At 73.0% G+C, this 17,748-nt stretch carries 17 protein-coding genes; 9 read left to right on the top strand and 8 right to left on the bottom strand.

Annotation, left to right across the window (positions count from 1 at the left end; genetic code table 11):
• On the bottom strand, positions 1 to 590 hold a 590-nt coding region (locus tag GT045_RS36105), incomplete at its 3' end, for an ATP-binding protein (protein ID WP_345942864.1).
• A gap of 205 nt (positions 591 to 795) precedes the next feature.
• Positions 796 to 1,122: a hypothetical protein gene (locus tag GT045_RS36100; RefSeq protein WP_161293028.1), complete on the bottom strand. Its 327-nt coding sequence runs from the start codon at positions 1,120 to 1,122 to the stop codon at positions 796 to 798.
• A 331-nt stretch (positions 1,123 to 1,453) separates the two neighbouring features.
• Between GT045_RS36100 and GT045_RS36095 the strand changes: the two genes are divergently transcribed.
• The 6 genes from GT045_RS36095 to GT045_RS36070 all read left to right on the top strand — a co-directional run bounded on the left by GT045_RS36095 (position 1,454) and on the right by GT045_RS36070 (position 6,777).
• Entirely contained in the window at positions 1,454 to 2,578 is a 1,125-nt protein-coding gene (locus tag GT045_RS36095; protein WP_161293026.1) for a PLP-dependent cysteine synthase family protein, read from the top strand.
• 230 nt (positions 2,579 to 2,808) lie between these two features.
• A complete protein-coding gene (locus GT045_RS36090; protein ID WP_202529347.1) occupies positions 2,809 to 4,011 on the top strand; it encodes an ATP-binding protein in 1,203 nt (400 codons plus the stop codon).
• The gene (locus GT045_RS36085) at positions 4,008 to 4,409 is read left to right on the top strand and encodes a roadblock/LC7 domain-containing protein (protein ID WP_161293024.1); all 402 of its coding nucleotides are present in this window, start codon (positions 4,008 to 4,010) and stop codon (positions 4,407 to 4,409) included. Before GT045_RS36090 ends, GT045_RS36085 begins: the two co-directional genes overlap by 4 nt.
• The gene (locus GT045_RS36080; RefSeq protein WP_161293022.1) at positions 4,406 to 4,780 is read left to right on the top strand and encodes a DUF742 domain-containing protein; all 375 of its coding nucleotides are present in this window, start codon (positions 4,406 to 4,408) and stop codon (positions 4,778 to 4,780) included. The genes GT045_RS36085 and GT045_RS36080 overlap by 4 nt, the downstream gene beginning before the upstream one ends.
• On the top strand, positions 4,755 to 5,357 hold the full coding sequence (locus GT045_RS36075; protein ID WP_161293020.1) for an ATP/GTP-binding protein: 603 nt from the start codon (positions 4,755 to 4,757) through the stop codon (positions 5,355 to 5,357). Before GT045_RS36080 ends, GT045_RS36075 begins: the two co-directional genes overlap by 26 nt.
• Before the next feature lie 115 nt (positions 5,358 to 5,472).
• Complete coding sequence (locus tag GT045_RS36070; RefSeq protein WP_161293030.1) at positions 5,473 to 6,777, top strand: cytochrome P450; 1,305 nt, start codon at positions 5,473 to 5,475, stop codon at positions 6,775 to 6,777.
• 46 nt (positions 6,778 to 6,823) lie between these two features.
• Here the strand turns inward: GT045_RS36070 and GT045_RS36065 are convergent, their stop codons facing one another.
• Positions 6,824 to 7,297 (bottom strand): SRPBCC family protein, encoded by a 474-nt coding sequence (locus tag GT045_RS36065; protein WP_161336794.1) that lies wholly within the window; start codon positions 7,295 to 7,297, stop codon positions 6,824 to 6,826.
• 69 nt (positions 7,298 to 7,366) lie between these two features.
• Entirely contained in the window at positions 7,367 to 8,206 is an 840-nt protein-coding gene (locus GT045_RS36060; RefSeq protein ID WP_161293016.1) for a DeoR/GlpR family DNA-binding transcription regulator, read from the bottom strand.
• A 606-nt stretch (positions 8,207 to 8,812) separates the two neighbouring features.
• Between GT045_RS36060 and GT045_RS36055 the strand changes: the two genes are divergently transcribed.
• Together GT045_RS36055 and GT045_RS36050 are read left to right on the top strand one after the other, a co-directional pair.
• Complete coding sequence (locus GT045_RS36055; protein WP_237539148.1) at positions 8,813 to 11,548, top strand: hypothetical protein; 2,736 nt, start codon at positions 8,813 to 8,815, stop codon at positions 11,546 to 11,548.
• A 104-nt stretch (positions 11,549 to 11,652) separates the two neighbouring features.
• Entirely contained in the window at positions 11,653 to 12,081 is a 429-nt protein-coding gene (locus GT045_RS36050; RefSeq protein ID WP_161336793.1) for a nuclear transport factor 2 family protein, read from the top strand.
• A 47-nt stretch (positions 12,082 to 12,128) separates the two neighbouring features.
• Here the strand turns inward: GT045_RS36050 and GT045_RS36045 are convergent, their stop codons facing one another.
• From GT045_RS36045 to GT045_RS36030, 4 genes are all read right to left on the bottom strand, one after another.
• Positions 12,129 to 14,564: a right-handed parallel beta-helix repeat-containing protein gene (locus GT045_RS36045; RefSeq protein ID WP_161336792.1), complete on the bottom strand. Its 2,436-nt coding sequence runs from the start codon at positions 14,562 to 14,564 to the stop codon at positions 12,129 to 12,131.
• Positions 14,565 to 14,791: 227 nt separating this feature from the next.
• On the bottom strand, positions 14,792 to 15,397 hold the full coding sequence (locus tag GT045_RS36040; protein WP_161336791.1) for a hypothetical protein: 606 nt from the start codon (positions 15,395 to 15,397) through the stop codon (positions 14,792 to 14,794).
• A gap of 170 nt (positions 15,398 to 15,567) precedes the next feature.
• Positions 15,568 to 16,428 carry an MOSC N-terminal beta barrel domain-containing protein gene (locus GT045_RS36035; protein ID WP_161336790.1) on the bottom strand — a complete coding sequence of 287 codons (861 nt, stop codon included), beginning with the start codon at positions 16,426 to 16,428 and terminating at the stop codon, positions 15,568 to 15,570.
• Positions 16,429 to 16,473: 45 nt separating this feature from the next.
• Positions 16,474 to 16,911, bottom strand: coding sequence for a DUF6643 family protein (locus GT045_RS36030; RefSeq protein WP_161336789.1), 438 nt, complete (start codon positions 16,909 to 16,911; stop codon positions 16,474 to 16,476).
• Between the two features lie 310 nt (positions 16,912 to 17,221).
• On the opposite strand from GT045_RS36030, the gene GT045_RS36025 reads away from it, so the two are divergent.
• On the top strand, positions 17,222 to 17,748 hold a 527-nt coding region (locus GT045_RS36025), incomplete at its 3' end, for a TerD family protein (RefSeq protein WP_237539147.1).

Below are 17,748 nucleotides of genomic sequence, written 5' to 3'. Positions count from 1 at the left end.
GCCGGAGCCCCGGCCGGCACAGGCGCACCCGCCGTACCCCGAGCCGGAGTCCCGGCCGGTACGGGCGTTCCCGCCGTGCCCGGCGTGGGCGCGGGCATGGCCGCCGGTCCGGCCGTCCCCCGGGACGGCCGTGCCGGACGGGTGCCGGCCTGCGCCGTGGCGGGCAGCGTGAACCACACGACCTTGCCGTTCTCGCCGTCCGGCCGCGCACCCCAGCTCTCGCTCACCGCGGCCACCATCGCCAGCCCCCGCCCGCACGTGGCCAGGGGAGTGGTGTCCGGCTGGGTGTCGGCGTCGCTGTCGGTGTCGGTGTCCGCGTCTGCCGGTACCGGCAGCCGGGGATCGTGGTCGCGCACCGAGACGGTGAGCCGGTCGGGCAGCAGTTCCAGCTCGACGGTGCACGACTTGTCGGGCCTCGCGTGCCGGTGGACGTTGCTGAGCAGCTCCGTCACACCGAGCGCGGCCCGGTCTATCAGCGGGTCCATATGCCAGTAGCGCAACTGCGCAGATACGATTCTGCGGACCTGGCCGATCCGCGACGGCAGGGCTTGGAGCTCCACCGTGCAGTGCCTGCTTGGGTGACTGATCACGGCTGCGACTCCCCGATGTGAGGTCCGGAGGAACCGGAAGAAACACGGAGAACAACGGATCCAGCAGGGAGCTTGCGTCCAAACGTCCGCCTGCTGTCGTGGCCGGCGGGCTGGTTCGCAGCGTTATCGCCGGTAAACCCAGAGTGACGTGAGAACAGCGTGACGCAGCGGAGGCGCTCCCGCAACTCGCCGCGACGTACGGCGCTCAGCCCTCGTCTCCGCCCGCCGCGCGGCGCACCGCCTCGACGAACCGCCGGGCCGCCGGCGGTCCCGGCCGGCCGGGGGCGGGGTCGTGCTCACCCAGCGTCAGCAGGTACCGCGTGCCGTTGACGTCGGCCAGCGCCCGGTCCTCCGGCACGAACCACGGCGTGGAGGCGCGCACCGCACGCACCGGCGCGCTGTCGATCTCGCTGCCGTAACTGGTGAGCAGCTGCAGCCGGCCGTCGCTGATCCGGACCTGCCCGGCCCGGGTGAGCGAACGCAGGCGTTTGCCTATGCGCACGCCAGTGGCCGTGAACTCCGGCTCCGCCATGTCTCGACGCCCCCTTGCGGTGTCCTTCGTGGTGCCCTCTCGCGGTGTCTCCGCGGCTCCGTGTACGCCCCCGTTCGGGACGGGTCATCCCGTCGCGTGCAGTCTGCCCCGGCGGAGCGAGGAGCACCAGTACGCGCGGGGCGCTCGTGACGACCGCCCGGAGCACTCGCGTCCACGCGCCCCCCGGCCGGCTCGCACGTCTGTGCCCCAGCGCGTCTTTGGGTGGCCCAAAGATGCGTTTATGCAGGTGGGAAGGTGTTTGAAAGGTGCTTATGCTCGACTTGCCGGCCCGCGACAGGCGCCGTCGGTGACGAGCGTAAGGAGTCTCTCCGTGAGCACCACCCCCCAGACCAGGGCCGGCGCCACCCTCGACGTCGACCGCAGCGATGCCGCCTACCGTCATTGGCTGAAAGAAGCCGTTCGTAAGGTTCAGGCCGACGCCAACCGGTCGGCGGACACGCACCTGCTGCTCTTCCCGCTGCCCGAGCGGTGGGGTATCGACCTCTACCTGAAGGACGAGTCCACCCATCCGACCGGCAGCCTCAAGCACCGGCTCGCCCGCTCCCTCTTCCTCTACGGCCTGTGCAACGGCTGGATCCGTCCCGACCGCCCGGTCATCGAGGCGTCCAGCGGCTCGACGGCGGTCTCCGAGGCGTACTTCGCGAAGCTGATCGGTGTGCCCTTCATCGCGGTGATGCCGCGCACGACCAGCGCCGAGAAGATCCGCCTGATCGAGTTCCACGGCGGCCGGTGCCACTTCGTGGACGACTCACGGAAGATGTACGAGGAGTCGGCCCGCCTCGCGGTGGAGACCGGCGGCCACTACATGGACCAGTTCACCTACGCCGAGCGGGCCACGGACTGGCGCGGCAACAACAACATCGCCGAATCCACCTTCCGGCAGTTGCAGTTGGAGCGGTTCCCGGAGCCCGCGTGGATCGTCGCCACGGCGGGCACCGGCGGCACCTCGGCGACCCTCGCCCGCTACGTCCACTACATGCAGTACGACACCCGTATCTGTGTGGCCGACCCGGAGAATTCCTGTTTCTTCGAGGGTTGGACCGCCGACGACCCGGACGTCACCTGTGACTGCGGGTCCCGTATCGAGGGCATCGGACGCCCGCGCATGGAGCCGAGCTTCGTGCCCGGGGCGATCGACCGGATGATGAAGGTCCCGGACGCGGCGAGCGTCGCCGCGGTGCGGGCGCTGGAGGGGGCCATCGGCCGCAAGGCGGGCGGTTCCACGGGCACCGGTCTGTGGAGTGCGCTGAAGATCGTCGCCGAGATGGTGGCCGAGGGCCGCACGGGCAGTGTCGTCACCCTGCTGTGTGACCCGGGGGACCGCTACCTGGACAAGTACTACTCGGACGCGTGGCTCGTGGAGCAGGGCCTGGACATCACGCCGTACGCGGCGGCGATCGACGCGTTCCTGGCGACGGGGGCCTGGCCGCGCTGAGTTCGCCCGCGCCCGCGGCGGGCCGCCGTCCGACGGGCGGGTGACGACGGTGTGTGGGTTTGGTGACGTCTCAATTGACCCTTGGTGCAAGCCGGTTGCGCCGGCGTGACTGATAAGATCATCCCACTTTTCGGTGGGCTGATGGCGTGTCATGGACGCGTCTGGGGGGCAGTCAAAGGCACCATCGCGCTCTGCACGCTCCCGGCGCGATGCGACTTGAAGAGAGTCACATGACGTCATGGACCACGGATCCACTCCTGTGGGTCCTGCTGGTGGTGCTCGTCGCCGCGGTCGCCGCGGTGATGCGGGCCCGGAGAACCAACATGGCTCTCCGAAGAACGAGGAAGGATCTGGAGACAGGACTGGGAGAGGCCCGCGGTGACGTAGGCCGGCTCCACGCGGACATCGCCACGCTGACCTCACGGCACCAGCAGGACCTCGCCGACGTACGGGCGGACGCCGAGGCGTCCACCAAGGCGGTGCTGAAGTCCGCGATGGGAACGCTCCAGTCGCTCGCCGAGGAGCAGCAGGTGCTCCTCGACGACCTGCTGAAGAAGTACGGCGACACCACGGACGTGCTCGCCGACCTGATGACGGTCGACCACACCGGCAGCCAGTTCGGCCGCCGCGCCAAGGGCATCTCCGTGCTCTGCGGCGGCTGGCTGGGCAGGCGCGAGGGCGCCGCCACCGTCTACGACGTCGCCCGCAGCGCCCAGGGCCGGATCAGGGACTTCGACCGGGTCGGCGTCCACTCGCAGGTCAACGTCTCGCTCGTCGGCAAGGCGGTCGAGCCCGTGGCCGTCGTCCTGGCCGAGCTGCTGGACAACGCGACGACCTACAGCGCGCCCGGAACACCGGTCGAGGTCAACATCCAGACCGTGCCGACCGGGGTCTGCTTCATCGTGGACGATGCCGGCCTCGGCATGGACCAGGAGACCAAGGACCGGGCGGCGACCCTGCTGAGCGTCGACGGTCCCGTCGACATCACCGGTCTCGGCGATCCGCCGCGGTTCGGCTTCGCCGTGTGCGGCATGCTCGCCGCCCGCTACGGCTTCGCCGTCTCCGTCGGCTCCGTGTCCCCCTACGGCGGAGTGCGTGCAGTGATCCGTGTGCCCGAAAGCCTCCTCGCGCCCGACGTCCCGTCCCCCGCGGACGACGCCCAGGACACCGCGAGCCCGCAGGCCGCACCGCAGCGCCTCGCGCCCGTCCCGGTCGTCGGTCCCTCGCACGTGGTGGGGACGACCACCGGGGGGCTGCCCAAACGCAGGCGCCGCAACGGCCCCGTCACGGTGGTCCCGGCCCTCGGCGCCGCCGGTCAGGAGGACACGGCCGAGCCGGCCAGCGAGGTGACGGCGTCGCGGCTCGGGGCGTTCGCGCGCGGCACACAGCTCGGGCGCACCACGAACACCACGGAAGGACCTGACAACAAGTGAAGACCGACCTGTCCTGGGTGCTGAACGACGTGCTCGAGGTGCGCGGAGCCCGGCACGCCGTCCTCGTCTCGGGCGACGGCCTGCTGCTCCAGCGCTCGGACGACATCGGGCGGGACGACGCGGAGACCAACGCCGCGGCGATGAGCTCCATGCAGTCGCTGAGCCGCGCCGTCGCCGGGTTCGTGGGAGCGGGTCACGGCATCTGGAAGCAGACGCTGCTGGAGTACGACGGCGGCTGGATCTTCCTCATCGCCGCCGGCCAGGGCGCCTACCTCGCCGTCTCGGCCGCACTCGACGTCGACATGGAAGCCATGTCCTTCCGGATGCAGAAGACGGTGGCCGGTCTGAGCAAGGCGATGAGCGTGGCGCCCCGGTCGGACAACGGTGCCGGCGCATGACGAGGCCCGGCGAGGAAGCCTCCGTCACCAGCGACTTCGTCCGCTCCTACGTCATCACCGGCGGCCGGACCCTGCCGGACGCCGACGACCTCGCGCTGCACACCCTGGTCACCCTGGCCCCCGGCCGGACCCCGCCGCTGGGAGCCGGACCCGAGGTGATGGCGATCTGGAACCTGTGCGCGGGCGGTCACCTCTCGGTCGCCGAGGTGGCCGGACACGTGGGACTGCCGGTGGGAGTGGCCCGGCTGCTGCTGACCGACTTATCCGAGCAGGGCCACCTCCTGCGCCGCGCCGAGCCACCCCGGGCTCAGAACGTTGACAGAGCGACCCTCGAGAAGGTTCTGAATGGACTCCAATCCCTCATCGGCTGAGACGGCCCCTGGATCCATCTACGTCTCCAGCGCGGTGACCAACGCCGCCAAGATCCTTGTCGTCGGGCACTTCGCCGTGGGCAAGACGACGTTCATCGGCTCGCTGTCGGAGATCACCCCGCTGCGCACCGAGGAGAAGATGACCCAGGCGTCCCTCCACGTGGACGACCTCAGGGGCGTGACGGACAAGACCACCACCACCGTGGCCCTGGACTTCGGCCGCCTGACCCTCAGCGACGACCTCGTGCTGTACCTGTTCGGCACCCCCGGCCAGCAGCGTTTCATGCAGCTGTGGGAGGACATGGCCCGCGGCGCGCTGGGGGCGCTGCTGCTGGTCGATCCCGCCCGCCTGGAGGAGACCTTCCCCGTCATCGACCTCGTCGAACGGTACGGACTGGAGTACGCCATCGCGGTCAACAGCTTCGCGTCGGGCCACGCGTACGAGGAGGCGGAGGTGCGCGAGGCCCTCGACCTGCTGCCGGACACCCCCGTCGTCTACTGCGACGCCCGCGACCGGCAGTCCTCCGCGCACGCCCTCATCGCCCTCGTGCGCCACCTGCTCACCCGGGCCGCCTGACCCCCCGTCCGCCCGCGCCCCCAAGCCCATCCGCCCGGACCCCCGGCCCGGAGCCAGCAGAAGGAACCCCATGGACCGCCAGTCAGCCCCCGCCTCGGCCGGGGCCGGATGCCCGATGCACGACGCCGCGTTCGCCGCCGACCCCCAGCAGCTCTACGACCGGTTGCGCGCCCACGGTCCGGCCGGGCCGGTCGAACTCGCGCCCGGTGTCGACGCCACCCTGGTCGTGAGCCACGAGACGGCGCTGCGCGTGCTGCAGAACTCCACGCTGTTCGCCCGGGACTCCCGTCGCTGGAAGGCACTGAACGAAGGGCGGATCGCGCTGGACAGCCCGGTGCTGCCGATGATGGCGTACCGGCCCAACTGCCTGTTCACCGACGGCGCCGTGCACCTGCGGCTGCGCAAGGCCGTCACGGACAGCCTCGCCCGGCTCAACATCACCCGGGTCCGCCGCGACGTCGAACCCATCGCCGACTACCTCATCGACCGGTTCAGCGAGCGAGGCCGAGCGGACCTGCTCAACGACTACGCCAAGCTGCTGCCGCTGCTGCTGTTCAACAAGCTCTTCGGCTGCCCGCCGGACATCGGCGACACCCTCACCGGCGCCATGTCGGCGATGTTCGACGGCCAGGACGCCCAGCGCGCCAGCGAGGACATCAACGCCTGCCTCATGGAACTGGTCGCCCTCAAGCGACGCCTGCCGGGCGACGACGTCACCTCCTGGCTGGTCCAGCACCCCGCGGGACTGACCGACGAGGAGCTGAGGGACCAGCTGGTCATCCTGATGGGCGCCGGCGTGGAACCCGAGCGCAACCTGATCTGCAACGCCCTGCTCCTGCTGCTGTCGCCCGGCGCAGGCGGCCGTGAGTCCGGGATGCTGATCGAGGAGGCGATCGACCACGTCCTGTGGGACCAGACCCCCATCGCCAACTACGCCACCCACTACCCGGTCCAGGACGTGGACCTCGGGGGAGTGGTCGCCGAGGCGGGCACCCCGGTCGTCATCAGCTTCGCCGCGGCCAACAGCGATCCCGTGCTGGCCGAGGCCCGCCGGACGCACAGCAAGGGCGCCCACCTGGCCTGGGGAGCAGGCCCGCACGCCTGCCCGGCCAAGGACCCGGCGCAGGTCATCGCCGTCACCGCGATCGAGAAGATCCTCAACGCCCTGCCCGACCTGACCCTGGCCGTCCACGAGAAGGAACTGCAGTGGCGGCCGGGTCCGTTCCACCGGGCACTCGTGGAGCTGCCCGTGGCCTTCAGCCCCACCCCGGCCACCCGCGTGGCCGCCGCCGTGCAGGGCCGGAGCGTGCCCGCCGCCACGGAGCAGCCGCTGCCCACGGCGCCGACGGCCGTCACCCGCCCGGAGCCCGCGAGGAGGAAGGGCTTCTGGAGCACCTTCCTGGACCTCTTCCGGGTCTGACCCGCCCGGTGCGACGGCCGCCGGCCGGTCCGGCGCCGCCGTACGCTCAGCGCTCCGCCACGCGCCGGTCCAGGGACGTCACCGCGTCACGGAAGGCGCGCCCCAGAGCCGGCCGGGCCAGCCCCAGGACGAACCGCAACGGCGCCGGGCCGTCGGCGGCGAAGGTCCACCGCACCCGGGTGCCGGTGCCGTGGGGAGCGAGGCGCCACTCCTCCACCAGGGCCCCGACGCCCGGCGCGTTGGTGGTGTCGACGCGGTAGGCGTACACCGCGGGCGCCTTCGCCACGAGCACCGTCTCCTCGAAACGGGTCCCGCCCCTGAGCCGGATCTCCCGCCCGGCGCCGCCTTCGGTGGCGCGGGCGGACGTCACCGCCGAGAACCACTGCGGCCAGCCGGCCACGTCCTCGGCGAGCGCGTGGAAGACCCGCTCGGGGGACGCGGAGATCTCCCGCGTGAACACCAGACGTACGGGTGCGGTCCCGACGAAGCCGGGATCCACCGGACGCAGACGACGAGCCATGGACGCAACCCCCTTGTGCCACTCCCGTCACGTGCCGGAACGGGCAGGGTCACCATAGCTGACGGTATCTCAGATGTCTGTGCCGTCCGTGCCGTCTTCCCCGGGCTCGCCCGCCACGACCACCCGCAGGTGTTCGGAGATCTCCGCGCGCGCGTCGGCGGGCAGTCCGGCGTCGGTCACCAGGGTGTCCACCTGATCCAGCGCGGCGAAGGAACTCAGGCCCACCGTGCCCCACTTGGTGTGGTCGGCGACCACCACGACCCGGCGCGCCGAGTGCACCAGCCGCCGGTTGGTCTCCGCTTCCGCGAGGTTGGGCGTGGACAGGCCGGCCTCCACCGATATGCCGTGCACGCCGAGGAAGAGCAGGTCGAAGTGGAGCGAGGCGATCGCGGAATCGGCCACCGGCCCCACCAGCGAGTCCGACGGGGTGCGCACTCCGCCGGTGAGCACCACCGTGGCCGACCCCTGCCGCTGCCCCGACGTGCGCTGCGCGGAGTGGAAGACGTCCGCGACGCGTACCGAGTTCGTCACGACGGTCAGGTCGGGCACCTCCAGCAGGTGCTGGGCGAGCGCGTACGTCGTCGTCCCCCCGGACAGGGCGATCGCCGCCCCCGGCGCGACCAGGCGGGCCGCGGCGCGCGCGATGTCCTCCTTGGCGGTCAGCTCAAGCCCCGACTTCGCCTCGAAGCCCGGCTCGTGGGTGCTCGCCTCGACCACCGGCACCGCACCGCCGTGCACCTTCTCCAGGACGCCCTGGCGGGCGAGCGCGTCCAGGTCGCGGCGCACGGTCATGTCGGAGACGCCGAGCTTGCGGGTCAGCTCGTTCACCCGCACCCCGCCCCGGCGCCGGACCTCGTCCAGGATCAGGGCGCGGCGCTGCTCCGCGAGGAGGTTCTGATTCTCGCTCACGTACGCTCCGGTCCTTTCGCCGCCAACCGTCCACCCGTCCGGCACACCTGCTCCGACCAGGACGTTCCATCCCTTCGGCAATGCGCGGGCGTCCCATCCTTTCACGGGTGGGCGCCGGTTGCGCCACCACCTGCCGGGCCCGGGACGCCACCGAGCGGGTCTCGGCCGAACCGCCCGTCGTCACCCGGATCGGGGAGATTCCGTGACGAGAGGTGTACGCGGCCGCCGTACCGGAGATCCTGTAGCGCGCACGACACAGACGTCAGGGCGTCACGGGGGATGTGCGAGATGGAACGTGCACGGGACCGCAGCGGCGGGCAGTACGGGGAACGCCGCACCGGACAGTACGACAAGCACCTCGGGAAGCATGCCGAGAAGCACCTCGCAGGGCGGCACGAGGAGCGTTCCGCGGGGCTCGACGAGCGCTCCACCGGGCAGGACGAGCGCCCCACCGGGCAGGACGAGCGCTCCGCCGGGCTCGACGAGCGTTCCGCGGGGCGGTACGAGCCCGGAGCCGCCGGGCGGCGGGTGCCTGGCCGGTCGGTGGGGCAGGGGCGCGATCTGGAGCTTCTGGTGCACGGGGTCGGCGGTGCCACACCCGAGGGGATGCTCGGTGACCCGCGCACGGTCCGGGTCACCGGCGACGACACGGCGGCCGTCTTCCGGCGCGCCGAGGACGCCGGGGCCGCCCCGGACGGCCGGGCCTTGGGAGGGGAGCGGACCGGACGCCCCGGGCGGGACGCCGGGGCCGAACCCGGGCACGGGCCGGTCCGGGAGGCGTACGTCTGGTGCAACCTCACCTCCGGCGACGGCAGCCGCGCCCTGTGGCTGCTGCTGTTGCCGTTCATGGTCGTCAACCTGGCCCACTGGATGCGCCCGGCCGCACCCGGCCGGCCGCGCACCGTCCGGCTCTACGGCCTCCTCGTCCGGCTGTGCGCCCTCACGCTGACCGTGCTGCTCGTGGCCGCCGTCTGCGAGGTGGCCCTCGACCTGGTGGCCTGGCAGTGCGCGGGTACCCAGGCGTGCGTCCGGCGCCACTCCTGGCTGGGTTTCCTGGCGCCCGACAGCCCAGGGGCACCGGCCGGATCCGGCGGCTGGTGGAGCGCGCCCGGCCGCCGGCTCGCCGTGGCCGCGGTGCCGCCGACCGCGCTGACCGTCCTGCTCTGGTACCTCTCCCACCGCACCTGGAACGCGTACGAGTCGCACCGGCCGTTACCGACCGGCTCCGGCTCCGGCACGGGCGCGACAGAGGCCGGGCTCGGCGACGACGGTACGAGGCGGGGCACCAAGGCCCCCGAATCCGGCACCGGCCGCTCCGAGCCGGCCCCTGAAGCCCGCGAGTCCGGCACCGGCGGCCCCAAGGCCGCCCTCGAAGCCCCCGAGTCCGGCGCCGTCCTCCCCGCCCCCGCTCCTGAAGCCCCCGAGTCCGGCGCCGACTGCTCCGAGTCGGCCCTTGAAGCCGCCGAGTCCGGCACCGGTGGCCCCGAGCCCACCCTCGAAGTCCGCGAGTCCGGCGCCGACTGCTCCGAGCCCGCCCTTGATGCCCCCGAGTCCGGCGCCGACTGCTCCGCTCCCGCCCTCGAAGCCCCCGAGTCCGGCACCGGTGGCCCCCAGCCCGGTGGCGGCGCCTCCGAGAGGGATGTCGGCGGGTTCGGGTCGGACGCCGACGCGCACGGCAGTGCGTTGGTCCGGCCCGGATTCTGGTACGGGCGCCGTCTCGTCGCGCGGCTGCGTGCGGCGCACACCGCGGCGGGGCTGCTCACCGTGGCCGGCGCCGTCGCCACCCCGGCGGTCCGCTTCGACCGGCGTCCGGGCGGCCCCGCGGCCCTGGACGCGCTCGGTCTGCTGCTGGCCGCGGCCCTGCTCGGCTGGGCCCTCGCCGTGGTGGTCGTCGTGTGCCGCCGGGGCCGCAGCGAACACCGGCTCGACCGGCGGCTCGACCGGTGCCTCGTACGCCTGCTGCCGCTCGGCGCGCTCGCGTTGATGCTGCTCAGCCTCGGGTACGCCGGCTGGTCCCGGCCCGGCTGGCGGTCCGCCGGACGGCTGCCCGGGGATCCCGCCTTCGGCGCAATCATGCTCGCGCAGGGCGTGCTCGTCGTCGCGCTCGGTGCCGTGGCCGCCGCCCTCTATCGGCGCCGCCCCGACCCGCGCGCCGCGATGCGGGGCCTCGGCGGTCCAGCCGTGGCGATGCTCGCCTGCGCACTGGGCGGAGTGATGTCCGGCGGGGTGGCCCAGCGCGTCGCCGACTGGCTCGACGGCACCCGCGCCCTGCTCACCGGCCCTCCCGTGCTGCTGACCTGGCAGGCGTCCGCCATCCCACCGGTCGTCGTGGTCCTGCTGGCCCTGGCCGCGCTGCTGGCGGTCCGCACCGCCCGGCTCGCCCGCGTCGAACGCTCCCGCGTACGGCGGGAGCACCCGGGCGAACCGGAGGACCCGTCCCGTACCCGTGTCATCGCCCACGCCCGCGCCATGGCCACCCTCACCGACCGGGCGCCCCTCGTCGTCACCGTCCTCTCCGCCGCGACCCTGCTGCTGGGCGGCCTGGCGCTGGCCGGTGCCCTGGCCACCGGAAAGACGCCCGACGGGGCGGCCCGCCGCGCCCACCACGTCGTGCAGGCCGTGGCCGAGACGTCCCAGGCGCTCGGCTCCTGGCTGGTCGGCCTCGGCTTCCTGCTCTTCGTGACGTGGGGCAGGCGCGCCTACAAGGACGCCTCGGCCCGGCGGACCATCGGCATCCTCTGGGACGTCGGCACCTTCTGGCCGCGCGCCGCCCATCCCTTCGCACCGCCCTGCTACGCCGAGCGCGCGGTCCCGGACCTGACATGGCGCATGGCCACCTGGACCGGGAGCACCGCAGGCCGGCTGGTCCTGTCCGGGCACTCCCAGGGCAGCGTCCTCGCCGCGGCGGCGGCCTGGCAGCTGCCGCCGTCCGTCCGCGGGCGGGTCGCGCTGCTCACCTACGGCTCCCCGCTGGAGCGCCTGTACGGCCGCTGGTTCCCGGCCCACTTCGGGCCGCCGGCGCTGGCCGCCCTGCACCACGACATCGCGTGCTGGCGCAACCTGTACCGCCGCACCGACCCCATCGGCGGCCCGGTCCGCGTTCCCGGCGACGGCACCCCGGACGTCGACCACGAGGCCCTGCCGGACCCCCGCGCCTACGGCCGCACCGCCGACCACCCGCTCCCGGCGCCCGTCCTCGGCCACTCCGACTACCCGTCGGACCCGGTCTTCGCCCGCGAACGAGCCGCCCTCCTGGCCCGGTTGCGTCCGGACCCGCCGTGCTTGCCGGACGCGCCAGACCTGCCGGAGCTGCCGGGCCAGGCGCGGACACCGATGGATTGATCAAGTTTTACTAGATCGCTCGCGCGGTGTACATTCACCGCTCGGTCCTCACTAGACAAACTTGACTACCGAGACCTCGGTCCGCTGCCTTCGAAGGAGCCCCTATGACCGTCCTTCCCGAGACCGGCTACACCCCGACCGCCGAGGAGCGCGCGAGCCTCGACGCCTGGTTCGCGGAGTACGACGCCGCGAGCGGCAAGCGCGACGTCCGGCGCATGGCGGACATGGCCGTCTTCCCGCTCAACCTCGTCAGCGACGACGCCGCGGGCGACGGCCGGTCGGCGCAGTGGGACCGGGACAGGTTCATCGCGACCATGACCCATGTGCTGGGTGAAGGAAGCGCGGACATCACCTTCGAGTCCAGCCGGACCCCGGTGTTCCTGTCCTCCTCGACGGCCGTGGTCTTCACGGACTCCACCATGACCGTGGACGGCCGTTCCCAGCAGCTCCGCTACGCGGACATCCTGCTCAGGCGGGACGGGCGGTGGGCATTCCAGACCATGGTCCAGAGCGGCTGGGGAGACCACCTGTAGCGCTCCGGTGCCTGCCGGCGGCCGGCGGGTGCCGCCCGCCGGCAGGCTCAGGGCAGCTCCGGCAGGTCCTCCGGGAACAGCAGGGTGAGGTCGTCGGTGGTCGGGTCGGGAAGCTGGGCGACACGGCTCGCGTGACGCTCCACCATCGCCTCGAACGTCTGCCGGGCCGTACGGCCGTTGCCGAACGCGGGTCCCTTCGGGATCGCCGTGAAGTACTTCACCAGCGCCTCGGCCGCGCTCGGCACCAGCCGGTACTCGTGCTCGTCGGCCTGCTGCTCCACGATCCGCAGCAGCTCCTCCGGGCCGTAGTCGCCGAAGGTGATGGTGCGGGAGAAGCGGGAAGCCACACCCGGGTTGACCGAGAGGAAGCGCTCCATCTCCTCGGTGTACCCCGCGACGATCACCACGACCGCGTCCCGGTGGTCCTCCATCAGCTTCACGAGCGTGTCGATGGCCTCCTTGCCGAAGTCCCGGCCGGCGTCCTGCGGGGACAGCGCGTACGCCTCGTCGATGAACAGCACACCGCCGCGCGCCCGTTCGAATGCCTCCTGGGTGCGGATCGCCGTGGAGCCGATGTGCTCACCGACCAGGTCCACCCGGGACACCTCCACGAGGTGCCCCTTCTCCAGCACGGCCAGCGAGGCGAGGATCTCGCCGTAGAGCCGGGCGACCGTCGTCTTGCCGGTGCCGGGGGAACCGGTGAAGACCAGATGGCGCTTGACCGAGGCCGCCTTGAGGCCCGCCAGCTGCCTGCGCCGGCCCACCTCGATCATGTCGGTCAACGCCCGCACCTCGCGCTTGACGCTCTCCAGGCCCACCAGGGCGTCGAGTTCCCCGAGCACGTCCTTCGACGACCGCTGCGCCGGCACCGGTTCCACGTCGGCGGCCACCGGCTCCCGCTCCGCCGCCCGCGGACCCGGGAGCGCGCCCAGCAGGCCGGCGGACTGCGCCACCGTCTGCACCGCCGTGTCCCGCGCGGGCGTCCGGAAACCGCCGCTCTCGTCACTGGAGCAGTCCTCCACGACGGGACCCGTACCGGAGCCGGCGTCCGGGCCGGCGTCGGCGAACTCGTACCCGCCGCGCGCGCACCGCTCCGTGCGGCACCTGCGCAGGGTCGTGCGGCAGCCGTCGATCACATGGAAGCCGTAGCCGCCGCTGCCGGTGACCCGGCAGTGCAGGAAGCTGCCCCGGCCGCCGGCGGAGACGTAGAAACCGGCCTCGGCAGGGGAGTCGACCGTGCAGCGCTCGATGGTCGGGTCGGCGCCCTTGGTGACGATCACTCCCGTCTGGGTGCCGTCCAGGGTGCAGTTGTTGAGTGTGCCGCCGCTGCCGTGGTCGCGGAACCAGGCGCCGGTGGCCGCCTCCCGGATACGGCAGTCGTCCAGTTGCGCGGTCGCCCCGTCGCTCACCGACACGGCCGTGTTGCGCACCTGCGACAGGTCGCTGTCGACGACGTCCGCGCGGGAACCGCGGTCCAGCACGAACAGCGCGTCGGGCACGTCGTGCACCCGGCAGGAGTCGAGCACGGCGGTGGCCCCGTCGCTCACCCACACCGCCGGGTAGTCGCCGGTGCTGTCGAAGATCTCGCACTGGTTGGCGTCCACCCGGGTCCCGGGGTCCCACACCGACAGGCCGTTGCGCCCGAACTGACGGACCGTCGTCCGGGTCAGGGTGAGCACCGAGCGGGAGCGCAGGTCGACCGCGTTCTCCGGGATGTCGTGGATACGGCAGTCGGCCAGCGTGAGCACCGCGTCGGTGTCCAGGGTGATGCCGTCGGCGGTGGTGCGGTGCACGTCGCAGTCCGTCAGATGGGCGGTGGCCCGCTGGGTGACCTGTACGCCGGAGCCGCGCACCTCGTAGATCTCGCACCCCACCGCTTCCAGCGCGGAGTTCTCACCGGTCGCGGTGAGCCCGGTGCCGGCGGCGTGGTGCACCCGGCAGCGCTCCAGCCGCGGATGCGCACCGCCACGGACCGCCACGCCCGCCTGCCCGGCCGCGACGACCTCGCACTCCTCGAACACCCCGCCGCCGCCGTCGATCACGGCGATACCGATGCCGGCCGGGTTGTCGACGGTGCACCGGCGCACGGTCGGGCGGGCCCCGCCGCGCACCTCGATGCCGGCGGCGGACCGGGTCACGATCCGCAGGTCCATCAGCTCGGGCGTGCCCTCCTCGACCAGCAGCGCGGGTGCCGCGCTGTCCTGGCCCTCCACGTGCAGGTCCTGCACCACGGCCGAGGCCCGCACGGTGAGCGGCACGCCGTCCGCGGGCGCGATCCGCACCGAGCCGGGCGATCCCTCGGGCCCGCGGAGCGTCACCGCCTGCCGGAGGACGAGGTTCTCCCGGTAGGTGCCGGGGGCGATCGTGAGGACGTCACCGTCGGCGGCGGCCTCCAGGGCGGCGGAGAGCGAAGCGTACTCACCCGTGCGGCGCCGCCACCGCGACGTACCGGTGTGCGTCACCTGGACCGTGCCCTGTGCCATGGCGTTGCTGTGCCCCCACCTCGTCGTACTGATGGCTCGCTGCCCCTCGGGACGGCCGCCGGTGCCCCGACCGCGACCGTGCTCGGCGTCCGGGCGTGAGCGCGTTCGCGCTCCCGGACATGTGCTCGCTCCCGGGGTCACGGACCCGCGGGGTGCCGCCGGCTGCGCTTCAGCCGGTCCACCGTAGCGTGTGCCGGCCCGCGCGGTTGACCAGAGCCGGAAGCCCGTCAGCTGCCGGTGCCCGCCTTGCCCCAGTCCGGGCCGGCCCGCTCCCACGCCCGGTCCCAGCGCGCGTACCGCCGGCGGACCAGGCGCCAGACGGTCAGGCGCCGGCCGCCCTCCGCCAGGGCCGCGGTCAGCAGGGCCGCGCCGAGCCCGGCGAGCACGGCGTGTGCCGTGGCCGTGACGGCGTCCAGCGGACGGGTCGTCACTGCGCCGTGCGGGTCGGTCCAGAGCCCGAACCGGTCCCCCCGGTGCGGGGACCGCAGGTCCGCGAGGGCGGGGCCGTGCCGCCGGGTGCCGTCCGGCGCCGTCCACCGCGCGAGCACCCGGCTGCGCGCCTCGCGCCCGGACGGCGTCTCGGGGTCGGCCTCCGGCAGGGCGCCGCCCAGCTCCCGCACCACGGTGGCCGTGACGAGGTGTCGGGTGTGCCGCTGCTCGCGGGCGGACCGCTGGAGCGAGGCCCCGGTGGAGGCGCCGACCAGACACCCGATGACGGGAGCGGCCACGGTGATCAGCAGCAGCGCGACGAGGGCCACCCACGCCTCGGCCAGATCGGTCGTGCGACGCAGCGGATTGCGGCGCCAGCGCCACAACCCCTTGAGCGCCCCCATGTCCCGTCCCCCTTCCCGTCCGCCGCAGCCCCCGCTGCGGCACCCGCCCCGGGCCCGACCGGTGCGATCGACGCGCCTCCACCGCGGCCGCCGGCGCCCGCGGGCCCCTCACGGATTTCTCACGCTTCCTCAACGGGCGGGACACGGCGCCCGGTTCCCGGTCCGCCGGATCAGTGCCCGTCCGCGGCTCCCGGGCCGCCCACGGCCCGGTCCAGCACCCGGACCGGGTCGCCCACGGCGATCGTGCCGGGCGAGAGAGGCACGAGGCACTGCCCGAACAGCAGCTTCCCGGCGATCCTGTGGTGGCGGCCCAGCGTCTGAAGTGGTTCCCGGCCGCGGACGCCCGTCGTCTGGTCGGTGGTGGTCACGACGCAGCGTGCGCACGGCCTGGCGACCCGGAAGACCACCTCGCCGACGGCGATGCGCGTCCAGTCGTCCTCGGCCCAGGGCTCCGTGCCCGCGACGACGACGTTGGGCCGGAACCGGTTCATGGGCAGCGGGCCCTCCGCGGCACCGGGGCCCTCGGTGATCAGTGAGTTCAGGGCGTCCAGCGAGGCCACCGTGGTGACCAGCACGGGATAGCCGTCGGCGAAGCTCACCGTCTCCCCGGGCAGGGCGTACGCGGGGTCGACGGGGCGGCGGGTGGCCGGATCGTCCATGTGGACCAGGCGGACCCCGGTACCCAGATACGCACTGCACCAGGCGTGCGCGGCGGCGGCGGCCGGGACGGCTTCCACCTTCGTGCCGAACACGGTCATCGGCACGGTCTCCGCGGGCAGCGGCACCTGGACCGTCAGCGGCGCCCGGCCGGGCGCGGACAAGCGAAGGCCGCCGCCGGCCAGAGGCTCGGCGGCGGCTGACGCGAGGTGCGGTTGCTCGCGCTGTGTGACGACCTTTCCCCCGTCGTCGATCAGAGCCCAGCGCCGGTCACCGGCCAGGCCCCAGGGCTCCACGAGGGCCTCTTCGAGCGACACGGCCCGGAACGCCTTGACCGGGTGGACGTGGATCGACTGCACTGCGGCGTTTCCCATGCGGTCCATCGTGCCAGCCGGCACCGACAGCCGCGGGGGCGCCGGTCAGTAGCCGCGGTACTGCTGGTTGTTGTAGGGGTCCTGGTACGGGGTCTGCGGGGGCCGCGGCGCGGCCGGACGCATGGCCTCGTACCCGGTGCCCGCCGCCATCGGCCGCTGCTGCTGCTGGGCCTGCGGACCGGGGTAGCCGCGCGGGGCGCTCGCCTGCTGGGGGATGTAGGCGGTGGGCGCATGATGCAGCGGTGCGGGCTGCTGCGTCTGCGGGTAGCCGTAGGCGGGGGGCTGCGCGGAGGGGGCCGCCGGGAGGGCGGGGAGGGACGAGGGCAGGGCGGGAAGGCTGCTGCCCGTGTCGTAGGCGGCGGGGACCCGGATCGGGGCGATCTGCGGAGTGCCCCTCTCGGCCACGAGCGAGTCGTAGATCGGGGTGTCCGGGAAGGAGGCGGAGTAGTAGCCGCCACCATAAGTGGAGCGGGGGGAGGTCATGGCACATAAGTTAAGCCCACGATGTGCTGGTTGGGGAGACCGATAAGAGGGTTGATTTCCGTGTCGGCAGTGCCCCGGGATCCCCAATATGAGCGAACTCGGCAAAAAGGGACGCGCTTCGCTGTTCGGATCGTGTAAAGGGCAGGTTGTTCCGGGGTTACCAGCGGTTGACCGGCGATCTTGCTGTGCCGGTCGTGGGCGCGCGCCCGTGGCCGGGAATAGGTTGTGCGGGTAGGGATGACACGGGCCGGGACGCCCCGGCCGCAGGGCGAAAAGCGGGAGCCGACACACGATGGGGGCGGACATGACAATGTCCAAAGGGTCCAACACGCCGGTGCCTGGCACGGCGCTGCGCGTCGAATTGGGCTGGCGCCCCGGTCCCGGCGTGCCGGACGCGGACGCCTCGGCGCTGCTGCTCGTGGCCGGAAAAGTACGCTCCGACGGGGACTTCGTCTTCTACAACCAGCCCGCCCACGCCTCCGGCGCGGTACGCCACGAGGGCAAGCGGACGGTCGGCGGCCGGGTCACCGACACCCTGCTGGCCGATCTCCCGCGCGTGGAGGGCGCCATCGAGCGGATCGTCCTGGCCGCCTCCGCGGACGGCGGAACGTTCGGGCAGGTCCCCGGCCTCTACATCGAGGTGACCGACGCCGCCACGGGCCAGGTGGTCGCCCGCTTCGACAGCCCGGGCGCCACCGTGGAGACGGCCTTCGTGCTCGGCGAGTTCTACCGCCGCCAGGGCGGCTGGAAGTTCCGTGCCGTCGGCCAGGGCTACAGCAGCGGACTCGAGGGCCTGGCAACGGACTTCGGCATCACCGTGGACCAGCCCCAGCACAC

The sequence above is a fragment of the Streptomyces sp. SID486 genome (genome assembly GCF_009865385.1).
GTDB lineage: Bacteria > Actinomycetota > Actinomycetes > Streptomycetales > Streptomycetaceae > Streptomyces.
Note: the sequence above shows the minus strand (reverse complement) of the source record. Positions and strands in the feature narration are given on the sequence as shown.

Excerpts from the sequence above, each read along its gene's own strand:
- GT045_RS36050 (WP_161336793.1), top strand. The coding sequence starts at position 11,653 with ATGACCGTCCTTCCCGAGACCGGCTACACCCCGACCGCCGAGGAGCGC.
- GT045_RS36045 (WP_161336792.1), bottom strand. The coding sequence starts at position 14,564 with ATGGCACAGGGCACGGTCCAGGTGACGCACACCGGTACGTCGCGGTGG.
- GT045_RS36040 (WP_161336791.1), bottom strand. The coding sequence starts at position 15,397 with ATGGGGGCGCTCAAGGGGTTGTGGCGCTGGCGCCGCAATCCGCTGCGT.
- GT045_RS36070 (WP_161293030.1), top strand. The coding sequence starts at position 5,473 with ATGCACGACGCCGCGTTCGCCGCCGACCCCCAGCAGCTCTACGACCGG.
- GT045_RS36075 (WP_161293020.1), top strand. The coding sequence starts at position 4,755 with ATGGACTCCAATCCCTCATCGGCTGAGACGGCCCCTGGATCCATCTAC.
- GT045_RS36100 (WP_161293028.1), bottom strand. The coding sequence starts at position 1,122 with ATGGCGGAGCCGGAGTTCACGGCCACTGGCGTGCGCATAGGCAAACGC.
- GT045_RS36090 (WP_202529347.1), top strand. The coding sequence starts at position 2,809 with ATGACGTCATGGACCACGGATCCACTCCTGTGGGTCCTGCTGGTGGTG.
- GT045_RS36030 (WP_161336789.1), bottom strand. The coding sequence starts at position 16,911 with ATGACCTCCCCCCGCTCCACTTATGGTGGCGGCTACTACTCCGCCTCC.
- GT045_RS36065 (WP_161336794.1), bottom strand. The coding sequence starts at position 7,297 with ATGGCTCGTCGTCTGCGTCCGGTGGATCCCGGCTTCGTCGGGACCGCA.
- GT045_RS36080 (WP_161293022.1), top strand. The coding sequence starts at position 4,406 with ATGACGAGGCCCGGCGAGGAAGCCTCCGTCACCAGCGACTTCGTCCGC.
- GT045_RS36055 (WP_237539148.1), top strand. The coding sequence starts at position 8,813 with ATGCTCGGTGACCCGCGCACGGTCCGGGTCACCGGCGACGACACGGCG.
- GT045_RS36035 (WP_161336790.1), bottom strand. The coding sequence starts at position 16,428 with ATGGGAAACGCCGCAGTGCAGTCGATCCACGTCCACCCGGTCAAGGCG.